The sequence below is a fragment of the Nocardioides speluncae genome (genome assembly GCF_003121585.1).
GTDB lineage: Bacteria > Actinomycetota > Actinomycetes > Propionibacteriales > Nocardioidaceae > Nocardioides > Nocardioides speluncae.
This window is the reverse complement of the sequence record NZ_QEOO01000007.1, coordinates 138,013-164,857: the sequence shown is the minus strand read 5'-3', so window position 1 is coordinate 164,857 and position 26,845 is coordinate 138,013. Positions and strand designations below refer to the sequence as shown.

19 protein-coding genes and 1 pseudogene are annotated in these 26,845 nt (G+C 69.4%); 6 read left to right on the top strand and 14 right to left on the bottom strand.

The genetic code is table 11. The features are described 5' to 3' along the window. Both DDV73_RS04030 and DDV73_RS04025 read left to right on the top strand, forming a co-directional pair. Positions 1 to 906 carry a phosphotransferase gene (locus tag DDV73_RS04030; protein ID WP_109505954.1) on the top strand — a complete coding sequence of 302 codons (906 nt, stop codon included), beginning with the start codon at positions 1 to 3 and terminating at the stop codon, positions 904 to 906. A 4-nt stretch (positions 907 to 910) separates the two neighbouring features. Then, positions 911 to 2,317 carry a tyrosine-protein kinase domain-containing protein gene (locus tag DDV73_RS04025; RefSeq protein WP_109505953.1) on the top strand — a complete coding sequence of 469 codons (1,407 nt, stop codon included), beginning with the start codon at positions 911 to 913 and terminating at the stop codon, positions 2,315 to 2,317. On the opposite strand, the gene DDV73_RS04020 is transcribed toward DDV73_RS04025, so the two are convergent. After that, the gene (locus tag DDV73_RS04020; RefSeq protein ID WP_161962282.1) at positions 2,314 to 2,976 is read right to left on the bottom strand and encodes an arsenate reductase/protein-tyrosine-phosphatase family protein; all 663 of its coding nucleotides are present in this window, start codon (positions 2,974 to 2,976) and stop codon (positions 2,314 to 2,316) included. The genes DDV73_RS04025 and DDV73_RS04020 overlap by 4 nt on opposite strands. A gap of 63 nt (positions 2,977 to 3,039) precedes the next feature. Between DDV73_RS04020 and DDV73_RS04015 the strand changes: the two genes are divergently transcribed. Continuing rightward, positions 3,040 to 4,527: an oligosaccharide flippase family protein gene (locus tag DDV73_RS04015; protein ID WP_154402597.1), complete on the top strand. Its 1,488-nt coding sequence runs from the start codon at positions 3,040 to 3,042 to the stop codon at positions 4,525 to 4,527. Between the two features lie 70 nt (positions 4,528 to 4,597). After that, positions 4,598 to 5,350, top strand: coding sequence for a phosphatase PAP2 family protein (locus DDV73_RS04010; RefSeq protein WP_109505951.1), 753 nt, complete (start codon positions 4,598 to 4,600; stop codon positions 5,348 to 5,350). Positions 5,351 to 5,487: 137 nt separating this feature from the next. On the opposite strand, the pseudogene DDV73_RS29575 reads toward DDV73_RS04010, so the two are convergent. Both DDV73_RS29575 and DDV73_RS04005 read right to left on the bottom strand, forming a co-directional pair. Beyond that, positions 5,488 to 6,066 (bottom strand): annotated as a pseudogene (locus DDV73_RS29575) (O-antigen ligase family protein); the annotation flags it as partial. A gap of 392 nt (positions 6,067 to 6,458) precedes the next feature. Beyond that, entirely contained in the window at positions 6,459 to 7,394 is a 936-nt protein-coding gene (locus DDV73_RS04005; RefSeq protein ID WP_161962281.1) for a sulfotransferase family protein, read from the bottom strand. Between the two features lie 375 nt (positions 7,395 to 7,769). Between DDV73_RS04005 and DDV73_RS04000 the strand changes: the two genes are divergently transcribed. Together DDV73_RS04000 and DDV73_RS03995 are read left to right on the top strand one after the other, a co-directional pair. After that, the gene (locus tag DDV73_RS04000) at positions 7,770 to 8,822 is read left to right on the top strand and encodes a hypothetical protein (protein WP_109505949.1); all 1,053 of its coding nucleotides are present in this window, start codon (positions 7,770 to 7,772) and stop codon (positions 8,820 to 8,822) included. Beyond that, positions 8,819 to 9,781 (top strand): PfkB family carbohydrate kinase, encoded by a 963-nt coding sequence (locus DDV73_RS03995; protein ID WP_206050697.1) that lies wholly within the window; start codon positions 8,819 to 8,821, stop codon positions 9,779 to 9,781. The genes DDV73_RS04000 and DDV73_RS03995 overlap by 4 nt, the downstream gene beginning before the upstream one ends. On the opposite strand, the gene DDV73_RS03990 is transcribed toward DDV73_RS03995, so the two are convergent. From DDV73_RS03990 to DDV73_RS03940, 11 genes are all read right to left on the bottom strand, one after another. Further along, positions 9,721 to 10,497, bottom strand: coding sequence for a nucleoside/nucleotide kinase family protein (locus tag DDV73_RS03990; protein ID WP_240617106.1), 777 nt, complete (start codon positions 10,495 to 10,497; stop codon positions 9,721 to 9,723). The two genes, DDV73_RS03995 and DDV73_RS03990, sit on opposite strands and share 61 nt — an antisense overlap. A 14-nt stretch (positions 10,498 to 10,511) precedes the next feature. Continuing rightward, the gene (argS, locus tag DDV73_RS03985) at positions 10,512 to 12,260 is read right to left on the bottom strand and encodes an arginine--tRNA ligase (RefSeq protein WP_109505947.1); all 1,749 of its coding nucleotides are present in this window, start codon (positions 12,258 to 12,260) and stop codon (positions 10,512 to 10,514) included. Positions 12,261 to 12,316: 56 nt separating this feature from the next. Next, positions 12,317 to 13,093: an SDR family oxidoreductase gene (locus DDV73_RS03980; RefSeq protein WP_109505946.1), complete on the bottom strand. Its 777-nt coding sequence runs from the start codon at positions 13,091 to 13,093 to the stop codon at positions 12,317 to 12,319. Between the two features lie 7 nt (positions 13,094 to 13,100). Then, a complete protein-coding gene (locus tag DDV73_RS03975; RefSeq protein ID WP_109505945.1) occupies positions 13,101 to 14,702 on the bottom strand; it encodes a hypothetical protein in 1,602 nt (533 codons plus the stop codon). Then, positions 14,692 to 15,216, bottom strand: coding sequence for a 2-amino-4-hydroxy-6-hydroxymethyldihydropteridine diphosphokinase (gene folK, locus DDV73_RS03970; RefSeq protein ID WP_109505944.1), 525 nt, complete (start codon positions 15,214 to 15,216; stop codon positions 14,692 to 14,694). Before folK ends, DDV73_RS03975 begins: the two co-directional genes overlap by 11 nt. Continuing rightward, on the bottom strand, positions 15,216 to 15,785 hold the full coding sequence (folE, locus tag DDV73_RS03965) for a GTP cyclohydrolase I (protein ID WP_109505982.1): 570 nt from the start codon (positions 15,783 to 15,785) through the stop codon (positions 15,216 to 15,218). Before folE ends, folK begins: the two co-directional genes overlap by 1 nt. Before the next feature lie 47 nt (positions 15,786 to 15,832). After that, positions 15,833 to 16,246, bottom strand: coding sequence for a dihydroneopterin aldolase (locus tag DDV73_RS03960; RefSeq protein ID WP_109505981.1), 414 nt, complete (start codon positions 16,244 to 16,246; stop codon positions 15,833 to 15,835). Between the two features lie 605 nt (positions 16,247 to 16,851). Then, positions 16,852 to 20,307, bottom strand: a complete 3,456-nt coding sequence (locus DDV73_RS03955) for a PKD domain-containing protein (protein WP_109505943.1) — start codon at positions 20,305 to 20,307, stop codon at positions 16,852 to 16,854. Positions 20,308 to 20,503: 196 nt separating this feature from the next. Beyond that, on the bottom strand, positions 20,504 to 22,414 hold the full coding sequence (locus DDV73_RS03950; RefSeq protein ID WP_240617105.1) for a PKD domain-containing protein: 1,911 nt from the start codon (positions 22,412 to 22,414) through the stop codon (positions 20,504 to 20,506). Between the two features lie 12 nt (positions 22,415 to 22,426). Continuing rightward, a complete protein-coding gene (locus DDV73_RS03945) occupies positions 22,427 to 25,939 on the bottom strand; it encodes a PKD domain-containing protein (RefSeq protein ID WP_109505942.1) in 3,513 nt (1,170 codons plus the stop codon). A gap of 198 nt (positions 25,940 to 26,137) precedes the next feature. Next, complete coding sequence (locus DDV73_RS03940; protein ID WP_109505941.1) at positions 26,138 to 26,827, bottom strand: hypothetical protein; 690 nt, start codon at positions 26,825 to 26,827, stop codon at positions 26,138 to 26,140. Positions 26,828 to 26,845 lie beyond the last annotated feature (18 nt).

Genomic DNA, 26,845 nt, shown 5'->3' with positions numbered 1-26,845 from the left:
GTGGCGCTCCGGATGAAGAACTTCCCGGCCGGGCGCCCCGGAGTACTGCTGCCGATCGACGACCGCAAAGCGGCGGCGCTCGGGATCTCCATGTACACCGCCTCCCGCCCGCGCGTCCTTGCCGCCCAGCGGGCGGCCCATTCCCTGGTCAGCAAGGTCGGCGCCCGCGCCCTCCCCGGCCGCGCCCAGGAATGGCGCCCACCATGCTCGTCGGACGAGTGGCAGGAGCTGGTGCGCCAGTGGCGGGACGCGCTCGGCGGCTTCGACCGGTTCGCGGCGTACCAGCGCCGGCAGACCGATCGCGGCGGCCTCACCCTGCTGCTGGTCAACCGCGGGGAGCCACTCGCGGTGGTCAAGCTGCGCACTGAGGAGGAGCCCCTGGCGCGCGAGCAGACCATGCTCGACATGCTGGCTGTGGCCGGTACGACGACCTTCCGGACCCCTTCCCCACGCGGCATGGGCAGGGTCGCGGGCGACCTGCACTGGAGCGCGCAGAGCGCGGTCTTCACCGCCCCGCACGCGCCCGAGCTGGATCCGCCCGACGCGCTCTTCGACGAGCTAGAGCGCTGCCTGACCGAGGAACCTCCGACAGACGACGGCTTCGCGCTCGCCCACAACGACCTGACCCCGTGGAACCTCCGCCGCGACCGGAACGGGCACCGCTGGCTCTTCGACTGGGAGGACGCCGCGCCGGCGCCGGTCGGCGCGGACCGGGTCTACTTCGCGGTGGCTGCCCATGCGCTCGCCGGGCGTCCCGTTCCGCACGGGCTGTCGCGAGACGCGATCACCTTCTGGTCGGACCGGATCGCGGGCCGCTCGCTGACCGCTCCCGGCGACCGCGAGCTCGCCGCAGGCATGGAGCGTGCGCTGAAGATGGCCCAGGCCATGACCGGCCCCGTAGGCTAGTTACGTGACACTGGCGTCGCTCGTCCGCACCCTGCGCAAGCGCTGGCTCATGGTCGTTGCCCTGGCCGTGGCCGGCGTGCTCGCCGCGGCCGGCGCGACCGCGCTGATGCCGAAGGAGTACGCCGCCACGTCGACCAGCTTCGTGAGCCTCACCTCCAGGGGTCAAGGTGGCGCCGATCTCTACCAGAACTCCCAGTTCACGCTGACGCGGGTGGGCTCCTATCCCGAGATGGTGCACAGCCCCGAGGTGCTCGAGCCGGTCATCGGTGACCTCGGGCTGAAGCTGACGCCGCAGCAGCTGCGGCCCAAGGTCACCGCCGTCAACCCCACCGGCACCATCCTGCTCAAGGTGCAGGTGATCAACACCTCGCCGGAGCTCGCCACGGAGCTCGCCAATGCGATCGCAGACCGGCTCGGTGATCTGATCGAGGAGACCGAGACGCCGGCGGCGGCCGGCGCCAAGTCACCCGTCAAGGTCACCAACGTGATTCCGGCGCGTGTCCCGACCGGCCCCGCCTCGCCCCGCCCGGCCCTCAACCTGACCTTCGGGCTGCTGCTCGGGCTGGCACTCGGCGTCGCGGCCGCCGTGCTCCGGGAGCGCTTGGACACCAGGGTGAGGTCCGCTGCGGACATCGAGACCCGCACCGGCTCCTCGCCCTTGGGTGTGATCCGCAAGGACCCGACGCTGCGCAGGCGGCCGCTGGTGACGATGACCCAGACGGGCGCGACGGTGGAGGACTTCCGCTCCATCCGCAGCAGCCTGCGCTTCGTCAACGTCGACGCCCCACCCCGGATGATCGTCGTCGCGTCAGCGATCGCGGGCGAGGGCAAGTCGGTGACCGCCTGCAACCTGGCGATCACCCTCGCCCATGCGGACCTGAACGTGTGTCTCGTGGAGGCGGACCTGCGCCGACCCAAGGTGACGACGTACCTCGGCATCGACGGCAGCATCGGGCTTGCCGACGTCGTCGCGGGCGACCACGCGCTGGACGAGGTTCTCGTGCCGTGGGGCGGCGGCTTGGTGAGCGTGCTGCCGGCCGGTCACACGCCGCCCGACCCGAGCATGCTGCTGGGCTCGAAGGCGATGGGCGAGCTGCTGGCTCGCCTCCGCGCGAGGTTCGACATGGTGATCATCGACGCCCCACCGCTGCTCCCGGTGAGCGACGCTGCGGTCCTGGGTGCACAGACCGACGGCGTGATCCTGGTGGCCGGCTACGGACACGTCAAACGCGACCAGCTCGACGACACGATCAACATGGTGAAGTCGGTGGGGGCGACGCTGATCGGCACCATCATCAACCGGATGCCGGTCAAGCAGCGGCAGGCCGACTACGGCAACGAGTACACCGTGATCAAGCGGCCGGAGCGCAGCGAGCCCCCGGTCGAGCACGCAGTCAAGACGAAGACCTAGCGGTCTCCTCGACCGCCGACGAGCGATCGCACCGCCTCGGCGATCCCGTCGACTGTCTCGACCAGGAGCGGCAGCATCCGTCGGTGCGACACGCCGTTTCCGTCGACGTGGGCGTCCGGTACGTCGTACCCCTCGATGGTGGCCCGTCGGGTCCACGGAAACCGTCGCTCCGCGGGCTCGGTCATGTCCACCAGGCCCCGTGCGTCGTCCATCGCGGCAACCCACCAGCTGAGCACGCCCGAGAGATCGCTCTCGTCTGTCGGCACGACGTACGTCGGACGCTCGGAGGCGATGGGTGGTCCCAGCGCGGCGACCTCGGTGATCGTGAACAACCGGTCCCGCACAGTGGGGTCCAGGCGGATCAGCGTCCCGAGCACGGCCCGGTCCGCTGCCAGGACCAACCCCGCCTCAGATAGGTCAGCGGCGTCGACCTGGCGGGCCGGGTGGTCGGGCAGCTCGCCGGTGAGGATCTTCTGCCGCTGCAGATGGGCGACCGCCTCGCGACACCAGGACTGGCCCGAGAAGGCGCGCACTCCGGCGTCGGTGATGCGCAGTCCCCGGTATTCCGGTCCGGCCAGGCGGTGGCGCAGCACCGCGGCGGCGGAAGGGGAACGGCACACGTTCGCGGAGCAGACGACCAGCGCGGTGAACTCGGGCAACCGATGACCACCTGTCCGGGGAAGTGAGAGCGTGAGGTCGTTGGCGAGTATAAAGTGACCGCGATGTGGGAGCGGATGGCTCGCGGCGGCAGCCTCAACCTGGTGGGCGCCGTGTGCCAGCAGGCGGCACAGCTGCTGACCATCGCCCTGATCGCGCGGATGCTGGGCGCGGACGACCTCGGCCGCTATGTCCTCGTGTACGCCGTGCTGATGCTGCTTCAGCTCACCGCGCTGTTCGGCTTTAGGGCCACGCTGACCAGATTCATCGCGATGCGGCTGGCCGACGACGACGGCGGCAGGGTCCGGGCGACGATCAGGTTCTCGCTCGTGGTCACCACGATCGCCGCAGTCGTCCTGGCGGTCGCCCTTGCCCTGGCCTCCGGCGGCTTCGCCTCGGTGTTCCACGACGACGACATGCGGCTGGGCTTCGTCCTGGCCGCGGTCGCCCTGCCCGCCATCACCCTGCGCGACGCCTGCCTGGCGGCGACGCAAGGATGGCGAACCCAGCGTGACTTCACGCTGATCGGCTGGATCGGGGAGCCGGTCGCCCGGCTCGCGCTGACCGGCCTGGCGCTGGCCGCCGGCTGGGGTCTCGAGGGCGCGTTCCTCGCGCTGGTCGTGAGCTCCTGGGGCTCGGCCGTCGCCGCCGCCCGCGCGCTGCGGAGGAAGCTGAAGACGGTCGTCCGCGGCACCGGCGGCACGGGCGATCCCGGCCGGCGCGAGCTGTTGTCGTTCTCGTTCACCAGCTGGGGTACGACGCTGGCGTCGACCGGGCTGATCTGGGCGGGAACGCTGATGCTCGGAAACCTGGCGAACACCGCCGCGGTCGGTGAGTACAGCGTCGCCACCCGGCTGGTGAGCCTCGCGGTCTTCGTGATGGCCCCCATCAACGCCGCGTTCGCGCCCCAGTTCGCGCATCTCCACCACCGTGGCGAGATCGACGAGCTCGGGTCGGCGTACGTCGCCGCGACCGGCTGGATCGTGCGGCTCTCACTGCCCGCGTTCGTGGTGCTGCTCGTGTTCCCGAGGGAGCTGCTCGGCCTGTTCGGACCCGGGTACGTCGACGCCGTGGCCGTCACCGTGCTGCTCGCCGTCGGTCAGCTGGTCAACGCCATCTCCGGCCCGTGCGGAACGCTGCTGAACATGGCCGGCCGGGTCCGCCTGAACCTGGTCAACAACATCGTCGTCCTCGTGCTCAACATCGTTCTCAACCTGCTGCTGATCCCGCCGTACGGCATCGTCGGCGCGGCCATCGCCTGGACCGCCGCGCTGGCCGTGGTGAACCTCGCCCGTCTGGTCCAGGTGCGGCTGGTGCTCGGGATCCACCCGTTCCGCCGGGTCATCGCGAAGGCTGCGGCCGCGGCCGTGCTGGCTGCCGGCGCCGCCCTGACCGTCCGCGCGCTCATGTCGTCCGGCCTGGGCGCGGCCGTTGTCGGCAGCTGCGTCCTGGTGGTGGTGTACGCCGCCGTCACGCTGCGGCTCGGCCTCGGCCAGGACGAACGGTCGGCACTCGGGGCCCTGCGACGCTCGCCGGACGCAACCGTCGAGTAGTCGGTCCTAGTGGGCTGGTGATTCCGCGTTTGCCTCTCGGCTCCCCAGACGTTCTGGGACGCTACTGCCCATGACTGAGTTCTTCGACTGGTTCGTCGTCACGGGCGTCCTCATCGCCGGCATCGGCCTCTGCCTCCACCTCGGGGAGTCGGTCTGGCGTGGCGGCGTACTCGCCGGGACGCGGGCGAGGGCGCTGGCCGCGGTCATCGCCGTGGCCGGGCTGCTTGGCCTGGCGCTGCTCTACAAGGTCGAGGCCATCGCGAAGGTGGACGCCGAGGTCATCGAGGGCATGTGCACCTCGCGCAACGAGAAGCTCATCCAGCTGATGCTCTACATCACGACGATCGGCGACGTGGTGCCGAGCTTCACGATCGCCACGATCCTGGCGGTCCTGGTGCAGCGGCAGGGCGTGCACCGCTTCGCGTGGATGCTGCTGCCGCTGGTGGTCTATGTCCAGACCGTGATCCAGTTCGCGGTCACCAAGGGGTTCGACGACTACACGATCGCCGACTTCTACCCCGACATCGTGCTCGGCGGCGACGGCACCATCCCGTCCGGGTCGATCGCCCGGCTGTCGAGCATCTTCCTGATCGCGGCATGTCTCTGGCATGCGTCGGACGAGCGCCGGAGTCGGCAGCTCGTGACGCTCGGCGGCGCGTTCCTCGTGGTGGAGGCCATCAGCCGGCTCTACCTCGGCCGCCACCTGCTCGCCGACATCGTCTGCGGGCTGCTGCTCGGGCTCGCGCTGGCACTGGCCGCCACCTCGCTCGTACGCCGCTCGGCGACCAACGCCGGCAGCAGCATCACCACGAACAACACATAGCTGTCGAAGAGCCCGGTCTCCACCGCGCTGCGGATCAGGACCAGGATGACCAGGGCCAGCCACAGGCTGCGGTGCTCGACGCGCACCGAACCGGCCGACAGCAGCGTGCAGAGCGACCACATCGCCAGCAGGGTGATGCCCACGATCCCGCCCTGGACGAACACCGACACCCAGGTGCTGTCGAGCACCTGGGTATCCCAGTAGGTGCCGGTGACCGAGATCGTCTTCACGGCCATGCCGCTGCCGAACCACTTGTTCCAGAAGTCGTTGCCGGCACTGAAGGCGGCCTCCCAGGCGATGGTCCGGGAGTTCAGGGTGGTGAGGTTCTTGGCGCCACCGCGGCCGAAGTAGGTGGCGAGGATCGGCGTGAACGCCGCCACGAAGAAGAGCGTCGGGACCGACATCACCGTCACCATGATGACGCCGACCTTGAGCCGGGGCGCGGTCACGATGACCACGAGGCAGGCGAGCGCGAGGGCGAGCATGCCGGTACGCGATCCGGTCATCCAGGTCAGCGCGCCGAGCACGACGACACCCGCGAGCTGCCAAGCGGTCGCCGAGCGATGGAGCAGCTGCCAGACCAGGCCCAGCAACGGGGCGGTGTAGAGCAGTGCGAGCTGGTTGGGCGCCAGGGGCGGCACTCCGCCCGACAGCCGCCCCTCGGCGGCGAACGAGCCCAGCCCGGTGAGGCCGATCACGACTCCAAGGACACCCATGGTGGTGAGCATCGAGCGCAGCAGGACAGCGGCCGGGAACGAGGCCACGAGCAGGCCTACCGTGGCGAGCACCATCAGCACCCGCACCGCCAGCACCGCGGACGCCAGGAGAGACTCACCCGCCCACGCGCCAAGCAGGCTCAGGGCCACGTAGGCGAGCACGAAGAGTGGGGTGCGTGCGCCCAGTCTGGCGCGGTGCGCGGCCTCCGGGAGAGCGGCGTACGCCAGCATCAGGGCCACGCCGCCGACCGCCGCCTTGGCGATCACGATCGGGTCGACGCCGCCGGAGAAGTAGACGCCCCTCCGCCACGCCACCAGGCTCATGATCAACAGCGCCCAGACCAGCCAGGGTAGGCGGGCCGGCGGGTCTGGCCGGGGCGGGTCGTACGTCGTCACGGCCGGCGGTCGTAACTCATCTGCCGCAGGGTGGGCGTCGCCAGCGCGGTCACGGCGAGCCGGCGCCAGCTCGGCATGTTCTCGGCCCACTCGTCGTCGAGCCGGATCGCGGTGCGCCCGGTGCGGAAGCGGTTGGGGTTGCCACTCGCGGTGTGGGTTGGCAGCATCTCGACCTCGTTGCCGTCGAACTCGGGGCACAGATCCTCGTCGACGCCTGCGTGCTGAAGGATCCGGCGGACGACGCGCTCGGGCTCGGTCGCGAGCTCTTCATATTGGATCCGGAGATAGCTGCCAGCACCCACCGCGCTCCGCCCGTGCCTCGCGATCACCTGGTTGTAGAACTGCCAGACGGCGGTGCTGCGCACGAGGTTCACCCGCCTGAGCTGCCCTGAGTTCTTGTCAGAGTCCTTGTCGGCCACCGCGCGCTTGCGCTGCCACGAGTGGGCGACGGCGCGCGGGTCACGCAGCATGTGCACGATGCGGACGTCGTAGCCCGGGAGCCCCGCCGCCACGATCGCATCCGCCGGGAACTTGGAGGAGTCCACGATCACGTCGGCGCCGGTGCTCGTCGCGATCCCGTCGTACAGCTTCTTCAGATAGTCCGCATAGCGATAGCGCTCGATCATCTGACCCTGGCGCAACGCGCGAAGCACCGCCCGCGAGTCCCGGGTGTGGATCTGTCCCTGAGCGCGTACGGCGTCCGCGGCGTCGACCTTGTCGATGCCGCCGAACCCTTCCTTGAACGCCGCCTGCCACCAGGCGCACTCGGAGAGCACCTCGCCACACCCGCACTGCCGTCGCTCGATCAGGCCGCGCTGCCAGATGTTGTGCAGCTCCCCAGTCGACGCAAGCCCCGGCACCTGTCCCAACAGGTTGTCGAGGATCGTGGTGCCGCTGCGGCCCCACCCTGCGATGTAGAGAACCCTGGTCACGTCACGTCGCTTAGGTCGTCGGATGTCGCTTCGAGTCTAGTTGCCCGTCGCCGCCAAAGCGCCGCGTTCGCGACGTCCGGGTGCGCACATCGCAAGGCGCCGGAGCGACGCTCTACTCGCTCGTCCAGCAAGTGACGCAACGCCGCGAGGTGCGCGCCCGGGCGTAGCGAATGGCCGTGATTTTGCGGCGACGGGCTCACATGGCCGGTCGAAGGAGCTTGCTAACCCTCCGGCAGTCTCAGCACGCTCGCCAAAACGGCGAAGTGACTGCCTCCCGCTGCTTGCGCAGCCTCGTCTCTTCTCGTCTCATCTCTGGTAGGTTCTGCGCACTCCGGCACCGACGAGCAGGCTCGGCCGAACCAGGGGGATCCGATCATGGCGACCAGCAGCACCCTGCTGGACCAACTGGTGCGCGAACGTCACTGGCAGTCGCACTCGATCTTCGCCCGTGAGTACGACCGAGCCGCCGCGACTGTTGACGGGTCGCTGGTTGGGACCGCGCCCGGGCGCGCGCATCTCCACCGCTGGTTAGCCGGCGGGATCAAGGGCCTGCCTTACCCCGCTCATTGCATCGTGCTGGAGGCGATGTTCCCCGGGTGGACCGCATCCGACCTGTTCGCCGCGCCCTCGGGCCATCGCGTCGGACCCGGGCGCGTCGCAGCCCGGGGCATGGGGCCAGGGTCAGGTCTTGCCGCCGATGCGCCGTCGGTCGATGGGCTGCGGGCGTTCGTGGGCGCTGAGATCGCCGACGGTGGGGCCGCGCTGGTGTACCCGACGTTCGTCTTGGCTGCGGCCGCGCAGACGGCCTTGGTCGAGGCGGGGATGCAGCAACAGCTGTACTACGAGAAGGGGAGCACGTCGTTTGGCGCTCCGCATCGGATCGACGTGCCGGTCGCGGTGGCCGAGAACGATGTGCGGGCGCTGCTGTACGTCTCCTCACTGCTGGAGCGCAGGTTGCAGACCTCGGTGGAGATGATGACCGACCTTGACGCGGTCGAACGGTGCGGACGCTCGATGGTGTCCTTTGGGCTGAGCAGCAACGACTGCACACACCTGTACTTGCGCCAGGCAATCCAGCCGCTCTTCCAGATCCGCGACGAGACGGATGAGTCCCGTTTTCTGGAGTACGTCGAGCTCGCCGACGCAAGCATCTACCGATCGACCGAGGACACCAACATCGGGTTGATCGTGCGGAGTCGCCCCGATCCGGTCAATGTGCCCGGTCGACGATGGTTCCTGTGCGCCGGCCTTGGCCCGTGGGGGACCTCCGGGGCCGCCTGGTACCTCGCGAATCACTGGCAGCGACTTCACGACCAGGTCGATGACCGCGACTTCGTCGCCATCGTCGAGGTCGGCGCGTACTCCGACCAGACCGCTCGACTGCTCCGAATCTGCCATGGCCCGGCCGGCACTGAGGACGTGCAATGAGCGGACGTGCGATGGGGGGCTACTCGGTAGCGGGCCTGTTTGTCGGTTTGACCACGCTGGATGTCGCACAGCTGGTCGACCGGTATCCCGGGGAGGACACCAAGACCAAGGCGAGCTCGACCTTCATCGGAGCCGGAGGGCCGGCCGCCAACGCCGCGGTGGCGTTCGCGGCATTGTCGGCGGCGCCCACCGAGCTACACACCGTGGTGGGAGGCCACCAGGTCGCCGACATCATCAAGGCCGACCTCGCGGCGCATCAGGTGAGTGTCGTCGATGCGATGCCGGACAGCATGGATCGGCCTCCGGTGTCCTCAGTAGTGGTCGCCAGCCAGGGCAGCAGCCGAACCGTGGTCTCGCTCGACGGAACCCTGCGCCCACCGCCACCCGACCATGCCACAGCCCATGCCACAGCCCATGCCACAGCCCATGCCACAGCCCATGCCGCACCCAGTCACCCCACGGCGCGGATCGTCCTGGCCGACGGCCACTACCCGACGCTGTCGGTGCCGGTGGTCACTCGCGCCAAGGCGGCGGGCGCCATCGTCGTCCTTGACTGTGGACGCTGGCGGGAGTCCCACGACGCGTTGCTGCCGCTGGCCGACATCGCGATCTGCTCTGCCGGCTGGCGGCCGCCAGCGACATCGGCCGGCGTCACTGCCAGGCTCCGGCGCTTAGAGGAGTACGGGGTGCGCCACGCCGCCATGACCGGCGGCCATGGGCCGATCCGCTACCTGTCTGCCGGTGTCCTCGGCGCCGTTCCGGTCGAGCCCGTTGCTGCGGTCGACACCCTTGGCGCGGGCGACATCCTGCACGGCGCGTTCTGTCACTTCATGCTCCAGACCGGAAGGGACTTCGAGCAGTCACTTCGTGCGGCGGCACACATCGCCGCGCTGTCGTGTCAGCAGTTGGGCACCCGCGCCTGGATCGACGCCGTCGCCTCGGCTGGCCCGACGCGATAGCCGCCCTCGATAGCGGTAAGGACGCGGCCGGCGCGAGATCGCGACCCTGCCACCAGGTGCGCATTGGGCAGGTCGCTCGACTCGACCTTGGCCACCACCTCCGCTGAGGTCTTGCCGCCCTGGATCTGTCGCTCAAGCAGCCGTGCCCGCACGGTCTCGAGGTCGGCGTCGAGGTACCAAGCGGCATCCAGCAGCCCGCGTACCTGCGCCCACGGCTCGGAGGCCAAGAGCAGGTAGTTGCCCTCGGTCACCACGATGCGGACGTTCTCGTCGATGCTGAGACCGCCGGGCACCGGATCGTGCAGGTCGCGGTCGTACGCCGGCCATGGGACCAGCCCCAACCAGTTGCGGGCCTGGCCGAGCAGGGTCGCGTAGGCGGCGGCGTCGAAGGTGTCGGGCTCGCCCTTGCGCGCTCTCATGCCGGCCGCATCCAGCTGCTCGTTGCGCAGGTGGAACCCGTCCATCGGGGCGACCTCGGCCAACCCCGTCCCTGCCTGCCGGTTGATCTCGTCTCGAACCAGCACCGACAGCGTCGACTTGCCGGCGCCTGGCGGCCCAGCGATCCCGAGAACGAAACGGCGGTCGCCGACGTCTCCGGCTGCGAGCCGCAGGTAGCGCGCCAGACCAGACAAGGAGACCTTCGTCGTGGGTAGCGCGGCACCCGACATCATGTCCGGTGAAGGCAGGATGCCTCGCGCCGTCGGGCCGGTTGTCACTGGTCGCTCCATACCTACATGCGGTCCGGCGCTTCGATGCCGAGCAGCCCTAGGGCACGCTCCAGGACCCGGGCTGTGTGCTCGCTCAGGGCCAGCCGTGACTGGCGCAGCTCGGCGGTTGGTGCGGTGAGCACGGGGCAGTGCTGGTAGAAGGTGGAGAACAACACGGCGAGCTCGTAGAGGTAGCCGCAGAGCCGGTGTGGTTCGACGGCCTCGATCGCCGCGGTGACCGCGGCCGGGTACTGGGCGAGCTTGAGTGCGAGTGCCCGCTCTGCTGGCTCGTCGAGGATCACCGGCGTTCCCGAAGCGGGTGTCTGGTCGGGTGTCTGGTCGGCCTTGTGGAGCATCGACCGGATGCGGGCGTGGGCGTACTGGAGGTAGACCGCGGTGTTGCCCTCCATCGCCAGCATCCGGTCCAGGTCGAAGGTGTAGTCCTTCTCCCGTTGGCTGGACAGGTCGGCGTACTTGACCGCGCCGATGCCGACCGCGCGCGCGACAGCGGCCCGCTCCTGCGGGTCCATCTGCCCGCGTTCGGCGACGATTGCGGCGGCTCGGTCGACGGCTGCGGTCAGCAGGTCGGTGAGCTTGACGGTGGCGCCGGCGCGGGTGCGGAGCATCCGTCCGTCGCTGCCGAGCACCGACCCGAACGGGACGTGCTCGATCCGTGAGTCGTCCGACACCCAGCCGGCTTCTCGTCCTGCAGCGAACACCATCGCGAAGTGCATGGCCTGCGGGGCGCCGACGACGTAGAAGATGTCGTCGGCCTTGAGCTCCTGGGTGCGGTAGCGGAGCGTCGCGAGGTCGGTGGTGTCGTAGCCGTAGCCGCCGCCGCTCTTGCGGATGATCAGCGGCAGCGGTTCGTCGTCGCGACCGGCGAACCCGGGCGGGAACACGCACAGCGCGCCATCGCTGTCGACGGCGAGGCCACGCTGCTGGAGGTCGGCGACAACCTCGTCGAGCCGGGGGTTGTACGAGCTCTCGCCGCGGTAGTCGTCCGGCGTCAGCCGGACGTCGAGCAGCTCGTAGACGGCCTCGATATGCCGCTTGGACTCGTCCAGCAGCTCCTCCCAGAGCGCGAGAGTCGTCGGGTCGCCGGCCTGCAAGGCGACAACCCGCTTGCGGGAACGGTCGGCGAAGGCGTCGTCGGTGTCGAACTTGTGCCGGGCGTCGGCGTAGAAGGCGGTCAGGTCGGCGACGGTGTGCCCGCCACCGCCGGTCCAGCCCTCGTCGACCAGGTGCTCGACCAGCATCCCGAACGGCGTACCCCAGTCACCCAGGTGGTTCTGCCGGACGACCTCGTGGCCGACCGCCTCCAGCATCCGGACGAGCGCGTCGCCGATGATCGTGGACCGCAGGTGGCCGACGTGCATCTCCTTGGCCATGTTCGGCGAGGAGTAGTCGACCACCACCCGGCGCGGCTCGGTACGCGGCACACCGAGGTGCTCATCGGCGGCCAGGGCCGCGACATGGTCGCCGAGGTAGCCGGCGTCGAAGACGATGTTGAGAAACCCGGGACCCGCGACCTCTGGGCGGCCAGCGAGCCCGGTCAGGTCTAGTCGGTCCGCGATGGCCGCGCCGACCTCCGGGGAGGGGCGGCCGAGGCGCTTGGCCAGCGGCATCGCCGCGTTGCACTGGTAGTCGCCGGGTCGGCCCGGCTGAGCCGGTCGGATGACGGCCTCCTTGGCCGTAATCTCGATGCCATAGGCCGCGTGGACAGCGGCGACAATCCGCTGCTCTAGATCTTGCGCCAGGTCGGCGGACACGTGCGAACTCCCTTGATGCGTTGGCTGTAACAGGTGCTGGTGCGGGTGCGGTGGGCTTACGGTATCGGGCTGACGTCCACCTCTTCGTTCACGTCTCGTCGGCACGGGTGGCCGAGGTGCTCCCCTGAATCGACGTAGACGATCTGCCCGGTCACGCTGAGGGCCCGGTCGAGGAACAGCAGCGCCGCGCCCAGCTCGTCGACGCACGCTGGCCTGGCCAACGGCGCCCGGTCGCGGGCGAGGCTGGCCAGGTGGTCGACGCCGTCCCCCCGGTCGTCGCCCAGGGCGGGCAGGACGAGGCCGGGAGCCAGCGCGTTGACGCGGATGCGTGGCGCGAGCTGCCGGGCGGCGGCCAGCGTGTAGTCGCGAAGAAGGCGCTTGGCCAGCTCATAGGCGGGGCGTTCGCCGCTGAACAGGTCGACCCGGGCGTCGATGACGTTGACTACGTGATCGCCGTGATGGTGGTCCAGTGTCGTGGTGAGTGCGATCGGTGCGACCACGTGGAGGGTCAGGATGCGGATCGTTTCCTCGACCGTTGTCAGGCGGGAGGCTGGTGGGAACGCGGAGGCGTTGTTGACCACGAGGTGTGGTCTGTTGGGCGCGTCTCGCAGGCGCTTCACCCAGCAGGCCACCCGGTCGGGGGCGGAGAGGTCCACGACGTGTGCGGTCACCTCCGTGTGGTGGGTACGGCGCAGGCGTCGCGCCAGATCCTGCAGCGCGTTCGCGTCGTGCCCGGTGTGGAGGTGCAGGCGGTAGCCGGCTGCGGCGAGTGTTTCGGCCAGGTGGGCGCCGATGCGGCGGGACGCTCCGGTGATGAGTGCGGTGCGGGGCATCAGCGGCTCACCGTCCTGCTGCGCTGGGCGTGCGCTTGGACGTGCGCTGGACGTGATCGGAACGGCGGCGGTGGTGTTCTGCGTGGACCTTTGCGAGGAAGGCGGCGTAGGGGGCCCGGTCTCCACCGACGAATCTGGTGCGTTCGGCGCAGCCGAGGAGGTAGCCGAACTCGTGGGCCGTCAGATCGTGGATCTGGTCCACTGCGAACATGGTCGTGCTTGGGTCGCGGGTCAGGCCCGCGACACCGGCCCGAGCGCCGGTGTTCAGGTACAGCCAGGGCGGCCGGCGGGTCGCGGCGTATGCCTGGGCAAGCGCCTCGACCGTTGCCGTGTTCGGTGGCTGGTGGTGCAGCGGCATCACGTCTATGTCGGAAAGGTACGGGTGCCACATGCCGCCCGGCGCGTCCACCAGCGATCCGGCCAGCACCAGCGCGGTCCCTGCCCCCGCGGGTAAACGGTCCACGAGATCGCGAACTACCTGATGGTGGCGCTGGCATTCGCGCGCAGGCACCTCGTCGTCGTATCGGCTGGCCAACTGGCACCACAGCTTCTTGATCGTGGTCTCGCGCCGCCACCCGGTCACGCGCGGATCGAGTGCCTCCCCGATCAGCTTGGCGGCGAGTCCGCGATTGATGGCGCCACCGGGCAGGACGTGATTGAGCGCGGTGAGCTCTCGTGCTCCGACGGCTGCCAGGCCGGGCGTGAGCAGCTTTCCCAGTGCACGCGTTACGTCGGCCGCGAGGCCGGGGACGATGGCCCCGAGCGTCGTCGGGAGGTCGCGCAGGTACAAGGCGAGGGTTTCCCGCAACTCCGGGTAGTCGTCCGGAATCGCCTCGACGAGGTGCCGGTCGTCGCTCGCGGGCGGACGCGCGTACCGAAGGTCGATGACATGGTCGGCGAATGCTGGATCGGCCGCCGCCATGAGTTCGACCTCCAGGTCTGTCCAGGCCACGTAGGCGCCGACGTTCGCCTGCTTCAGGAGGGTGCCCTGGGCCGCGTAGTTGGCGAGCTGGCTGGCGGCACGTTGTCGCAGGTGCGCGACATCGGCAGGTTGGCTGGTCTCGCGGGCGAAGCGGCGCCGGCGGGCAAGCTCGTGTTCCATCGCGCGCTTGAACGCGCCGTCCGGTTCGCGCAGTGCCTGCAGGAAGCCGTTGGTGTGCGTCGCGACGAGGCGCTCGAAGCCACTGCGTGCTGCGTGTCGGTCAAGGAAGTCGGAAAAGCGCATGACGCGGACGGGCACAACGCTGCCGGTGAACAACCGGGACGTCGCCTCCAGGATCGAAGGCCACAACGCATCGAGGTCCGGCGACACGGCAGGGAGCATCCAGCTTCGGGCGACAGCCAGGTCGTCGAAGAGCACGACCAGGTGCCGCGCCTGCCCTCGAAGGCGCGAGCGCAGCGCCGGTTGACGACACCACCCAGCGAGCCAATGGACAGGGTGGTGACCCTCGTTGCCACTCAGCTCGGCGAGCACGAGGTCGGCGGCTGGCACGAAGGAGCCGCTGCTGCGGCGGCAGGGCATGCACATGATCGCGACTGCCGCGTCGCCCAGCCAGTCACCCGGCCAGTCGCCGAGCCAGGCACACGTGGGCAGGGCCTCAGAGTGCATCTGCAACCTCCGATGCGGCTCGGAGGTCGTGCGGCGCGAACCTGTGAGCGATCTCGGCAAGAGTCGTACCGTGTGCGGGGTGAACCATGTCTGGTGCCAGGTCAGCCAGCGGCACTGCTACGTGCGCGAACTGGTCGATGTCGGGGTGCGGGACCCGCCATGGCTGGTCGCCGTAGGTCGTGACGACGTCACCGTCGAGCACGATGTCCAAGTCGATGGTCCGCGACTGCCATCCCGACTGTGCACATGTGCGGCCCAATGCTCGCTCCATCCTTGTGAGCTGGCGTCGAAGGCTGGCGAGATCTGAGTCCCAGGCGACGCGTACGACGAGATTCAAGAAGAGGCCGGCCTGAGGGATGCCGATCGGCTGGGTCCAGTAGGTGGGGGAGACCTCTCGCAGGATGCCGGACCTGGTGAGCCGGCTCAGGACCGAGCGCACGTTGTGGGCCGGCGCGATGTTTGACCCGACGCTGACGAAGATCTGGTCGCGTACCGTTCCAGCCGAGCCAGGCATCAGCGGGCCCGGCCAGCCAGGGTGAAGAACTCTTGACGTGCTCGTGCATCGCTCAGCAGGTCGCCGGTCAACGACGTCGTCAGCGTTGAGGTTCCCGGGGCCTGTACGCCGCGCAATGTCATGCAGAGGTGCTCGGCCCGCACCATCACTCCGACACCTTGGGCTAGCAGGTTGGCCTGAAGCCAGGTCGCGATCTCCTTGGTAAGTCGTTCCTGTACCTGCGTGCGGCGAGCGAAGTGCTCGACGACTCTCGCGAGTTTGGACAGGCCGACGATCCGCTCGCCCGGCAGATACGCCACCACTGCGGTGCCCATGAACGGCAACCCATGGTGCTCGCACAGGCTGGTGAACGGGATGCCTTCTTGGACCAGCAGTTCGGCGTACCCCTCGTCGTTGGGGAACGTCGTCAACTTGAACGGGCGCGGCGTCAACAGTTCTGCCAGTGCCTTGGCCATCCGCGCCGGCGTCGCCCGCGTGGACTCGGCGGTCGTGGCTACCCCGAGCGCTCTCAGGAGGTCAGCTGCGGCACGCTCCGCCGCAGGCAGATCGATCCGACTCGTGCGTTCCATTCCAACGCCACTCGCCACCCGGTCTGCCGGCGCGTGTTGGGTGCAGGTCATGCCGAGACCGCCCCCACGTTGGACTGACCGACCTCGGTTCCGGGTGACTCCCGAAAGTCGTCGGGCTTGCGAGAGATGCAGACGCCGACAGAGTCGGCGAAACGCAATGCGCCGGGCTTGTGCACACTCGCCTCCACCCACTGTGCGCCGTAGTCCACTATGCAGATCCGCGCCAGCGCTGCCGCGAGGGCCTCCACGGTGCGGTAGCTGGACTGTTCGACGTGCGCGATGACCGCCTTCGTCACGGTCCGGTAGTTCCATGCGTCCTCGATGGCATCACTGTCGGCAACCGCGCGAGTGTCCACACCTAGCCGCAGGTCAACCGTTACGTCTGACCGGTCGCGGCGCTCCTCGGCGGTTACACCGATCACACATCTCAGCCGCAATCCGTCAATCTCGATGTGATCCATCCCGGCCATCACCCCTCGCGCATCGTCGTCCGTGCTGGCGTTCGAATCCAGAGTCGCCCACGACCACGTCGCATCACGATCCCGCGAACGTCGCGGCTTGCTCTTCGATGTCGCGTCTGCGTCGCATCGGTGTTGCGTCTCGCCGATCCCGTTCCGTCCCGGCACGACGGGAGTCGCATGACGGACTCCGTCCGGAGCGTCACTTGCACAGGTGCTCGACGCTCCGCTGAGCGTAGACGCTCAGTGGAGTCGCTCCTGTCCGTCAGCGCCGGCCGGCCTGGATCAGGAGTTGGCCGCGCTGTATACAACGGGCTCATGACTCGGATCGCGTCACCGGCCACCGCGAACTACCTGCCGGCACCGCCCAGCTCAGCGACGCCGCTATTCGTAGCGAACTCCAGCCGTACGACGAACTGGTCGGCATATCCGCTCTCGCCGATGGTGCCGACTCCTTGTTCGCCCAGGCTGTCCTAAACGCTGGCGGCTCGCTGGTCGCGATCGTGCCAGCCACCAAGTACCGGGAGGGATTCCCGGCCGAGCACTGACCGCGTGCGGGTGTGGCCGAATGGAGCCGTGCTGGATTAGGGGCTGACTGGCGACGCCGCTCACTGCGCCGTGGAGACCGTGAGGTCGTCGAAGCTGGCCACGAGGGCACCAGGAGCGGCGTTGCCGGCGAGGTAGCTCATCAGGCCGGAGCCGCCGGCGCTGGCGAGCGTGGCGTTGGCGTCGGTGGCCTGGACGAGCCAGGAGCCAGGCTCGGCGGTGCCGTGCCTCCACACCTTGGCGCGCAGCAGCGTGCTACCGCCGGACGGGGTGGCCCAGAACCTGACATCGAGACGCTCTCCGGCCGCCACGGTCAGCCCCGGTACGACGACTCCGGCCTGCAGCGTGGTCGTCGTCCCGTTCACGATCCTGGTCAGGGCAAGCGAGACCGATCCGTTCGCACGCAGGTTGGCGACCGCCCGATAGCTGCCCGCGCTGCGGTCGCGGGCCAGGACCGACACGAAGACGCCGCTCCCGGTCGGCACCTGGTCCAACCCGACCGACACCTGGGTGTCCGTGCCGAGATCACTGATCCCGCCTATCCGCATGCTCGGGCCGTTGCCCGGGCCGGTCATCGTCATCCGGCCGGTGCCGCTTGCGACGGCGAACTGTGATGCTGAGCCGGTGCCGCTCCACAGCTGTCCGCTGTCGGCAGTTCCCCAGCCGCCGGCGACCGTCCGCGTGAAGTGGTCGGTGACCACCTCGGCACCGGTCATGCTCACGGTGACCGGCGTCGTCACCGAGCCCGTCCGCCCGAGGTCGTCGGTCACGGTGAGCGTCACCTGGTAGGTCCCGGTGGCGGCGTACGTGTGGTTCGCCATGACTCCGGAGCCGGTGGCACCGTCGCCGAAGTCCCAGGCGTACGACACGATGCTGCCGTCCGGGTCAGACGACCCCGCGCCGTTCACCGAGACCGACAGCTCCGAGGTCGTCGGCGTGAACACCGCCACCGGAGCCTGGTTGACCACCTCGACCGGAACAGTCTTGCTCGTAGACCGGCCGCCGTTGTCGGTGACCGTGAGCGTCACGTTGTAGGTCCCCTCCGCGGCGTACTCGTGTGACGGTGACGGGCCGGAGCCGGCCGGGCTGCCGTCGCCGAAGTTCCAGGAGTACGACGCGATGGTGCCGTCGGGATCCGACGACGCAGACCCGTCGAACTCGACCTCCAGCCCGCTTCGGAGCCAGGAGAAGTCGGCGATCGGCGCCTGGTTGATCGTTCCGCCACGTCCGAGCGTGTTGTGGTCCTGGATCACCGAGGCCGGCAGGGCGTCGCGATAGATCGCGACCTCGTCGATGGCGCCGGTGAAGTAGTCGAGGCTCGGCCGTCCGCCCCAGCCGGTGAGGTTGTCGCCGCCGACTCGCCAGAAGCCCGAGTAGAGCTTGGGGTTCAGGACCTTGGGGTTGTGGGCGACGCGCTGCCCGTCGACGTACAGGCTGATCCCCGACTCTCGGTCGACCGTCGCAACGACGTGGTGCCAGGCACCGTTGTTGTAGGGGGTCGGGCTGCTGACCACCCAGCCGCCCATCTGGAACACCCCGAAGCTGATGGTCCCGTTGTTGCGCATGTAGAGATGCCGGTCGAAGCTGGCGCTGGCCCCCGTGCGCGAGCTGCCGTAGCCCAGGATCTTGCCGCCCGTGGTTGTGGTCGTCCTGATCCAGGCCTCGAGCGTGAGCTCCCGCGTGGCCGTCATCCGAGCATCGGTGGCGACGTTGCCGTTGGAGGTCCCGGTGAAGGTCGTGGCCCGATCCGGGTCGCCCACGATCGCTCCCGCCGTGCCGCGGGTGACCGTCGTCGTCACCGACGCGTCGTGGCCGCCCGCGTAGTCGTTGACCCGGCTTCCGGATGTCTCACCGAGCCGCCAGTACGCGAGCGCGCCGTCGTTGACGACCGCGTTGTTGTACGACGTCGCCGGCGCCGCCGGTCCCGCCGTCACCGCGCCGGTGGTGCCGACCAGTCGCATGTTCCCGTCCGGGTCGTAGGCACGGATGGTGTAGCTGTAGCTCTCGCCCGGGTCCGCGTTGTCGTCCGCGAAGGCGAACTTGGGAAGCATCCAGAACGTAGAGCGCTGGGTCTCGGTGTGGATGACCTGGGCGCCGTCGGAGCGGGTGACCCGGTAGGTGAGCCACTCGTTGTCGATGTCGGTGGCCGCCTGCCAGGACACCCGGAGCCGGCCGTCCGGCAGCGCGACGACCGTGGGAGCCGGAGCGCCGGTGGCCAGCGTCGGCCCACGCAGGTTCGGCGCCTTGCTGCGCACTGTGAAGCGGACCAGCCCCTGCTGGGCCACGCCGTTCACGGTCGGGAACTCGCCACCCATGACGACGTACTCGTCGTTGCCGGTGACGCTCCAGGGCCCCTGGCTCTGCCCGGTGTAGCTGCCGAGCTGCAGGTTCGGGAACCAGTTCAGCACCTCCGGCGCGGGCGACCCGTTGTGGTTCCACCCGAAGTCGTCCGGGCCGATGTTCACATCGCGCGGCTCCGTCGTGAAGGCCATGGCGCGTCGCCAGTCGCGCGGGTCGAACTGCGGGAAGGACCCGATCCAGCTGCAGTTGTGCGGATGGCCGGCGATGTAGGTGACCTCCCCGATCGGCTGCACGCCGTAGGTGTCGCCGTGGCAGTCCTCCATCCAGGACATGGCGCCGTCGTCGGGGTCCGCACGGAAGGCGCCCTCGAAGTTGCCGGTGCCGAACGCGAAGCCGGTGCCGTAGACGTGGGTGTCGTCGGCGTTCAGGTGAAGGATGGAGCTGGCCGTGCCGGCGTTGCGGATCTTCTGGTTGATCAGCCACGGGCGTAGCGCGCCCGTGGTGGCGTCGACGGCCCCCATCGAGTTGGCGGACTGGCCGTTCATCGTGGAGAACCGACCGCCGACGACGACCCCGGTGGAGTCCGGTGTCAGCACCAGCGAGTCGACCTGGGCGTCGTCCGCGGTCGGCGCCCACGACTTCAGGTTGCCGGTGCCGAGGTCGAACGAGGCGAGCCGGCGCCGGGTCTGGCCGTTGGCGCTGAAGAAGTTGCCGCCGGCGTACACGGTGTCGTTGGTCGCGTCGACGCCACGCACGGTGGAGCCGACCGACGGGTCGAAGGAGTTCACGAGCGCGCCGGTGGCGGTATTGAAGGCGGCAAGGTGACCGTGCGCGACGCCGTCCACCGCGGTGAAGTCGCCGCCGACGATCACCCGTGAGCCGTCGGGGGTGGCGGCGATGGCCCGGCCCTGGGCGTTGAGCGAGTGGTTGAACGTCACCGGCGCACCGGTCCGGACGTCGAAGGCGAAGATGTTGAGGGCGTTGCGCTCGCCGGCCCCGCCCGGCGGGACACCCGGTGGACGTGCCTTGGTGAACTCCCCCGTCGCGTAGACGGTGTTGCCGACGAGCACCTGTGCCCAGACGACGCCGTTGATCTGCCAGGTGGGCAGCCCGTCCCCGGACACTGTCGGCGGTGTGCCGGCGGCCGGCGAGGTGTCCGCCACCGCGGTCTGGAAGGACCCCGCCGTGACCAGGCCGCACACAAGGGCGACCGCCACGATGGCGGACCTGAGACGTCGCGCGACTGTTGACCCGACTGTTGACCCGACCGTTGACCCGTACATTTACGCAGCTCCCTCAGAGAATGTGCGCGGCATTTCTCCGAGTTGATGCGCGCTGGTCCGATATAGCTCTCTGCCCTCCCGGCAACGTTTGCTCCTAGTCCCGAGGAGCGCGCGGTTGCGCCTCAGATACTCATGGCGCCACCGTCACCGAGAGCCCGTCGAAGTTCGCGGCCACCGGGGCGTTGGTGGCGTTGCTCGACAGGTAGGTCATCACCCCGACGGTGCCCGGCACCTGGAACCCCGGCGTCGCGTCGCTGCCCGTGACCAACCACGCCGCCGGCTCCGGTTGGCCCACCTTCCAGATCTTGGCCCGCAACGCGGTGGTCCCCGAGCCGGAGACGACGAGCCTGAGCCGCAGCCGGTCGCCGACCGCGTAGCTGAGCCCGGGCACGGTCACCGTCGGGCCGATCGCGGTCACGGCGCCGGCCGCGGTCCGCCGGCTCATCGCCAGGCTCACCGCGCCTCCGGCCTGCAGGCGGGCGACCGCGCGGTAGCCGCCCACGCCGCTGATCTCACGGCCGATCAGGGTCAGGTAGGTGCCGCTTCCGGTGGCCGCCTTGTCGGTGGACATCGTCACCGCGGTGTCGGTCGCGGTGGATGCGACGCCGTCGAGGTAGGTCCACGGCCCCGAGCCGGGCGTCGTCATCCGGATCGTGCCGGCGCCGCCTCCGACCGAGAAGAACGACGGCGACCCGCGCAGCACCCACGAGCCGCCCATATCGGCCGGCCCCCACGCATTTGTCAGAGTCCGCCCGAACTCGTCGGCCGCGATGACGCCTGCCTCACTGACGGTGACCGACCGGGACACCGAGCCGGTCTCCCCCAGGTTGTCGGTCACGGTCAGCGTGACGGTGTAGGTGCCCGCCGCGGCGTAGGTGTGGGACGCCGTCGCCCCGCTACCGGCCGGCTGACCGTCGCCCCAGTTCCAGGAGTACGACGCGATGCTGCCGTCCGGGTCGGTCGAGCCGGAGCCGTTCACGGACACCTCGAGTCCGTCGACGACGTCGGTGAACGAGGCGATCGGCGGCTGGTTCCCGGTTGCCTTGGTGATCGTGAAGGCGTCGTCGAGGAGGCCGGCGTCGGCCGCCACGAACCGCGCCGACAGCACGCCAGCGGTGGCGGTGACCTCCAGTGCGCCGTACGTCGGTTCGAAGTTCGCGCCCGAGTACGCCGCGAAGTACGGCGCCTCGATGTCGGTCGCGGTGACGTCGCGCAGCTCGACGCCACCGGTGCCGACGGTGGTCATGACCGTCCCGCGGCCCGCGATCAGCGCGTTGTCGGCGTCGGCCACGCAGTCCGGGTCGTAGGCGCCCGGAGCGATGGTGGTGCAGCCGGTGCCATGGCTCAGCTGCTTGGAGCGCTGGTAGAGGTGCTCGTGACCGCTGAACACCAGGTCGACCTTCTTCTGCACGAGCAGGTTCATCAGGTCGGCACCCGGGTCGCAGGTGTACTGGCCCACGCTCAGGCACGGCTTGTGCATACCGACCACCACCCACGGAACGCCGGCGGTCCGGGCCCCGTCGATCGCGGCGGCCGTCCACTGATATCGGGGCGAGCCGGCGCCGTAGGTGTAGGTGCCATCAGGGAACGGCAGGGCCGGAGAGATCATCACATAGCGGACCAGCGGGTCGACGGCGGGGACATCGACGTACCACTGCCGGCCGTAGGTGCCCACCACGCCCGGAAGCTGGTTGGGCAGGCAGGCTGAGAAGTCGTTGATGTTGCCGTTCTGACCGTTGCTCTCGTGATTCCCGGCGAGCAGCTCGAACGGATAGCCCGCACCGACCCGCGCCGTCACGAAGTCACACCAGACCTGCTCGGCTCCGGTCGCGCCGTAGGACAGGTCCCCGAGCGCCAGCGTCAGGTCGGTGTCCAGACCGTCGATCGTGTCCAGGACCTGGCCGGCCCGGGTCGACGCCGAGAAGTCGCCGACCGCGACGAACTTCACCGACGGCTCGTCAAGCGCCGCCGGGGCGCTCGCCTGGAGGAGCGTGGCGGGCAGGACCAGGGCCGAGAGCAGGAGAAGGATTCGCTTGCCCATGGCACCAATCCGCTACGGCGCTGTCGTGACGGTGAAGTCGTCGAAGGTGGCCATCAGGGGAGCGTTCGTGGCGCTGCCGGCCAGGAAGCTCATCACGCCCGCACCGCCCGCGGTCGCCAGGGTCGGATCGGCGTCGGACGCCTCAGCCACCCAGGATCCCGGCTCGCCGGTGCCCTGTTTCCATACCTTCGCGCGCAGCACCGAGCTGCCGCCGGACGGCACCACCTGGAACCTCAGCTCGAGCCGGTCGCCGACGGCGTAGGTGAGGCCGGGTACGACGACCGCCGGCTGCAGCGTGGTGGTGCCACCTGCGAGGTTGCGGGTGAGGGCGACCGAGACCGAGCCGTTCGCACGCAGGTTGACCACCGCGCGGTAGCTGCCCGCGCTGCCCTGGTCACGGGCCATGACTGAGACGAAGACGCCAGTGCCGGTCGGCATCTTGTCCAGCCCGACCGACGTCCGGGTGTCCGTGTCGAGCTGGGTGATCCCGCCGACACGCATGGCCGGACCGCTGCCCGGGGCCGACATCGTGATCCGGCCGACACCGCTCTGGACCGCGAACGATGACGCCGAGCCGGTGCCGGTCCACGACTGGCCGGTGTCGGTCGTGCCCCAGCCACCGCTCACGGTACGCCCGAACGCGTCGCTGACGATCCCGATGGGCGTGGAGCTCACCGTCACCGGCTTGGTGATCGAGTCCGTGGCGCCCTGGTTGTCGGTCACGGTGAGGGTGACGTTGTAGGTCCCGCTGGCGGCGTACGTGTGGCTCGCGGTTGGGCCGGTGTCGGTGTTGCCGTCACCGAAGTTCCACGCGTAGGACGCGATGCTGCCGTCCGGGTCATCCGAATCGGTGCCGTCGACCGACACCGAGAGCTCCGACGGCGTGGCACTGAAGTCGGCCACCGGCGACTCGTTGAGCACCGAGACCTCCAAGGTCTGGCTCGCGGTGCGGCCCAGGTTGTCGGTGACGGTGAGGGTGACGTCGTACGTCCCGTCGGCCGCGTAGGTGTGGTCCGGCGTCGCGCCCGACCCGGCCGGGCTGCCGTCCCCGAAGTCCCACGAGTAGGACGCGATGGTGCCGTCGGGGTCGGAGGAGCCGCTGCCGTCGAAGGAGACCGTGGTGGCGGACCGCGTCCACGAGAAGTCCGCGATCGGTGCCTGGTTGGGCACGGTGCCGCGGCCGAGGGTGTTGTGGTCGGCGACCGTGCTTGCCGACAGCGCGTGCCCGTAGACCGCGACGTCGTCGATGTCGGCGGAGATGAAGTCCCGCGACGGCCGGTTCGGCCAGTTGCTCAGGTTGCCGCCACCGACCCGCCAGTAGCCGAAGTAGTGGCGAGCGCTCTTCACCGACGGGTTCTCGGCGACCTGCTGGCCGTCGACGTACAGCTTCATGCCGGCGTCGCGGTCGAGCAGGCCGACGATGTGATGCCACTGACCGTTGTTGTAGGACTGCGGGCTGGAGATCGTCCAGCGCCCGTTGAGCTCGACGCCGAAGTTGATCTGGCCGTTGCTGCGCATGTAGAGGTGTCGGTCCGCGCTGCCGCCAGTGCCGGTGCGTGAGGAGTGGTAGCCGACGATCTTGCCGCCGCTCGAGGTGGTTGTCTTCACCCAGGCCTCGACGGCGAACTCACGCGACGGGTTCATGATCGCGTCGCTTGCGACGTTGCTGTTGCTGAACAGGCCGCTCGTGAACCTGGTCGCCCTGTCCGGGTCGCCGACGATGGCGCCGGTGATATTGCGCTCCACCGACGACGTCACCGACGCATCGTAGCTGCCGGCGTAGTCGTTCACCCGTGACCCGCTCGACTCACCGAGCCGCCAGAAGGCGATCGCGCCGTCGTTGACGACCTTGTCGTTGTACGACGAGGTGGCGGCGGCGCTGCCGGCGTTGATCGACCCGGTCGTACCGAGGTTGCGGATGTTTCCGTTGGCGTCGTTGGCCTTGATCGTGTAGGTGTAGCTCTGCCCCGGAGTCGCGGTGTCGTCCACGAACGACATCGAGGGGTACCACCAGAAGGCCGACCTCTGCGTCTTGGTACCCAGTACCTGCGCGGAGTCGGAGCGGGTGATCCGGTAGGTGAGCAGCTCGTTGTCCATGTCGTACGCCGCCTGCCAGCCCACCCGGATCCGTCCGTCCGGGAGCGCCACGGCGGTCGGAGCGGGTGCGGACGGGGCCGGCGCCGGGCCGCGCTTCTTCGGCGCCTTGCTCGGGATCGCGAACCTGACCAGGCCCTGCTGGGCAACATTGTTCACCGAGGGGAACTCGCCGCCCATGACGACGTACTCGTCGTTGCCGGCGATCGTCCAGCCACCCTGGCTCTGCCCGGTGTAACTGCCCGCGGGGACCGTCGGGAACCACTGCAGCAGATCTGGCGAGGGGACGTTGTTGAAGTTCCAGCCGTAGTTGTCCGGGCCGATGCCGAGCCCGGTCGGCTCGGCGCTGAAGGCGAGCGCGCGCTGCCAGCGCCGAGGGGTGACCTCGGGGAAGGAGTCGATCCATCGGCAGTCGTGGGCGTGGCCCACCGAGTACACGGCACCCCCGGTGACCGACGAGCCGTAGGTGTCGCCGTGGCAGTTCTGCACCCAGGAGATGGCACCGTCATCGGGGTCGGCACGGAACACGCCCTCGAAGTTGCCGGTGCCGAAGGCGAAGCCGGTGCCGTAGACGTGCGTGTCGTCCGCGTCGAGGCTGATGATCGCGCTCTTGTCACCGGCGTTGCGGACGGTGGTGTTGATCTGCCACGGCCGCAGGGCGCCCGTGGTTGCGTCGACGGCGCCCATCCCGTTGGCGGGCTGGCCGTTGATGGTGCCGAAGCGGCCGCCGACGACCAGACCGGTGGAGTCCGGGGTCAGGACGATGTCGTCGACCTGACGGCCGTCCGCGGTCGGTGCAAAGGAGGTGACGTTGCCGTTGGCGAGGCTGAAGGACGCGAGCCGGGTCCGGGTCTGGCCGTTGGCGCTGAAGAAGTTCCCGCCGGCGTACACGGTGTCGTTGGTCGCGTCGACGCCGCTCACCTGGGAGTTCACCGACGCGTCGAAGGAGGCGACCAGCGCATTGGTAGCGGTGTCGAAGGCCGCGAGGTGGTTGTGCGCGACACCGTCCACGGTCGTGAAGTCGCCGCCGACGATCACCCGTGAGCCGTCCGGGGTGGCAGCGATGGCGAGGCCCTGCGCGTTCAGGGAGTGGTCGAACGAAGCAATCCGGTTTCCGGTGGTGACGTCGAAGGCGAAGATGTTGAGGGCATTAACCTCCCCGGCACCGCCGACGGGCACGCCCGGCGGCCGCGCCTTGGTGAACTCGCCGGTGACGTAGGCGGTGTTGCCCACGACCACCTGGTCCCACACGACGCCGTTGATCTGCCAGGTGGGCAGTGCGTCGGCGGTCACCGTACCCGGCGTACCCGGATCAGGCTGAGTGTCCGCCGTCGCCGTCGTGGAGACCGTGCCGACAACGGCGATCCCCGTGGACATCATGGCAACGGCGGCCGCCGTCAGGGCACACCTGCCCAGCGCCGACACCTTCATCGCGTGCTCCCCACCCTATTCTGCGTCGTCGCCCCCCGGCGACGCCCCCAAAAACGAAGGCCGGCGATCCCGGCCTCCTACGTGATGGTAGAGACGCCGCCGCCCGGCTACGGACGCATCTGGGCGGATTTTGCCGGGACGACCCAAACCCCCGGGCCCGGCTTCCACATGGTCTATGCCGGGCCTAGTCCGGCTGACCTATGCCACATCACCCGTAAAGCGACCGGCGGCGTGCAGGCCGTCGAAGTCCACGTGCACGGTGACGTTTCCGAGCTGCGCGCGCGGGATCGAGAACACGTAGCGCGCCTGCGCGGCCTTGCCTGGGGCCACGCGGCCCGCGAAGTCCTGGCTCTGGGTGTCGTAGACGGGGTGCGCGAGCCGGCCGGGGTCGCCGTACACCGCGGTGACCACGACCTGGTTCAGCTCGACCGGCTTCTTGCTGCCGTTGGTGAACACGAGCTTGAAGGCGGTCTTCGGACCGCCGACCACGCCCGGGCCCTGGTCGGTCACCTCGCCCTGCTTGATCCCGGTGACCTCGAGCGAAACGCCGTCGGGGTACTCGATGGGCTGGTCGAACGGCTGCGGGTCCGCCGAGAACGAGGGCTGCGGGGTCTCGCCGCCTCGGATGACGGGCGGGATCTCCGTGGGTGCCAGCGGGTCGCGCCGCTTCCCCGTCTCGATCGCAGACGGCGAGGGCGACTCCTGGGTCGGCGTGCCGGACGGCGTGTCGGACGGGGAGGACGAGTCCGGCCCCGCCGTGTCCCCGGAGGAGTCGCTACACCCGGCCAGGCCCCCGGCGAGTAGCACCGCCGCCGCGACACAGGCAACAGCGCGCAGTGCGGCCGGGTGGGCGTGTGTCATCGCGTCCTCCAGATAGTGGCGGTTCATAATGCAATACTGCCCAGC

Bases quoted from the DNA above. Each gene is read 5' to 3' on its own strand.
- DDV73_RS04015 (WP_154402597.1), top strand. From the start codon at position 3,040: ATGTGGGAGCGGATGGCTCGCGGCGGCAGCCTCAACCTGGTGGGCGCC.
- DDV73_RS04010 (WP_109505951.1), top strand. From the start codon at position 4,598: ATGACTGAGTTCTTCGACTGGTTCGTCGTCACGGGCGTCCTCATCGCC.
- DDV73_RS04000 (WP_109505949.1), top strand. From the start codon at position 7,770: ATGGCGACCAGCAGCACCCTGCTGGACCAACTGGTGCGCGAACGTCAC.
- DDV73_RS03995 (WP_206050697.1), top strand. From the start codon at position 8,819: ATGAGCGGACGTGCGATGGGGGGCTACTCGGTAGCGGGCCTGTTTGTC.
- DDV73_RS03980 (WP_109505946.1), bottom strand. From the start codon at position 13,093: ATGCCCCGCACCGCACTCATCACCGGAGCGTCCCGCCGCATCGGCGCC.
- DDV73_RS03975 (WP_109505945.1), bottom strand. From the start codon at position 14,702: ATGCACTCTGAGGCCCTGCCCACGTGTGCCTGGCTCGGCGACTGGCCG.
- folK (WP_109505944.1), bottom strand. From the start codon at position 15,216: ATGCCTGGCTCGGCTGGAACGGTACGCGACCAGATCTTCGTCAGCGTC.
- folE (WP_109505982.1), bottom strand. From the start codon at position 15,785: ATGGAACGCACGAGTCGGATCGATCTGCCTGCGGCGGAGCGTGCCGCA.
- DDV73_RS03960 (WP_109505981.1), bottom strand. From the start codon at position 16,246: ATGGATCACATCGAGATTGACGGATTGCGGCTGAGATGTGTGATCGGT.
- DDV73_RS03950 (WP_240617105.1), bottom strand. From the start codon at position 22,414: ATGGGCAAGCGAATCCTTCTCCTGCTCTCGGCCCTGGTCCTGCCCGCC.
- DDV73_RS03945 (WP_109505942.1), bottom strand. From the start codon at position 25,939: ATGAAGGTGTCGGCGCTGGGCAGGTGTGCCCTGACGGCGGCCGCCGTT.
- DDV73_RS03940 (WP_109505941.1), bottom strand. From the start codon at position 26,827: ATGAACCGCCACTATCTGGAGGACGCGATGACACACGCCCACCCGGCC.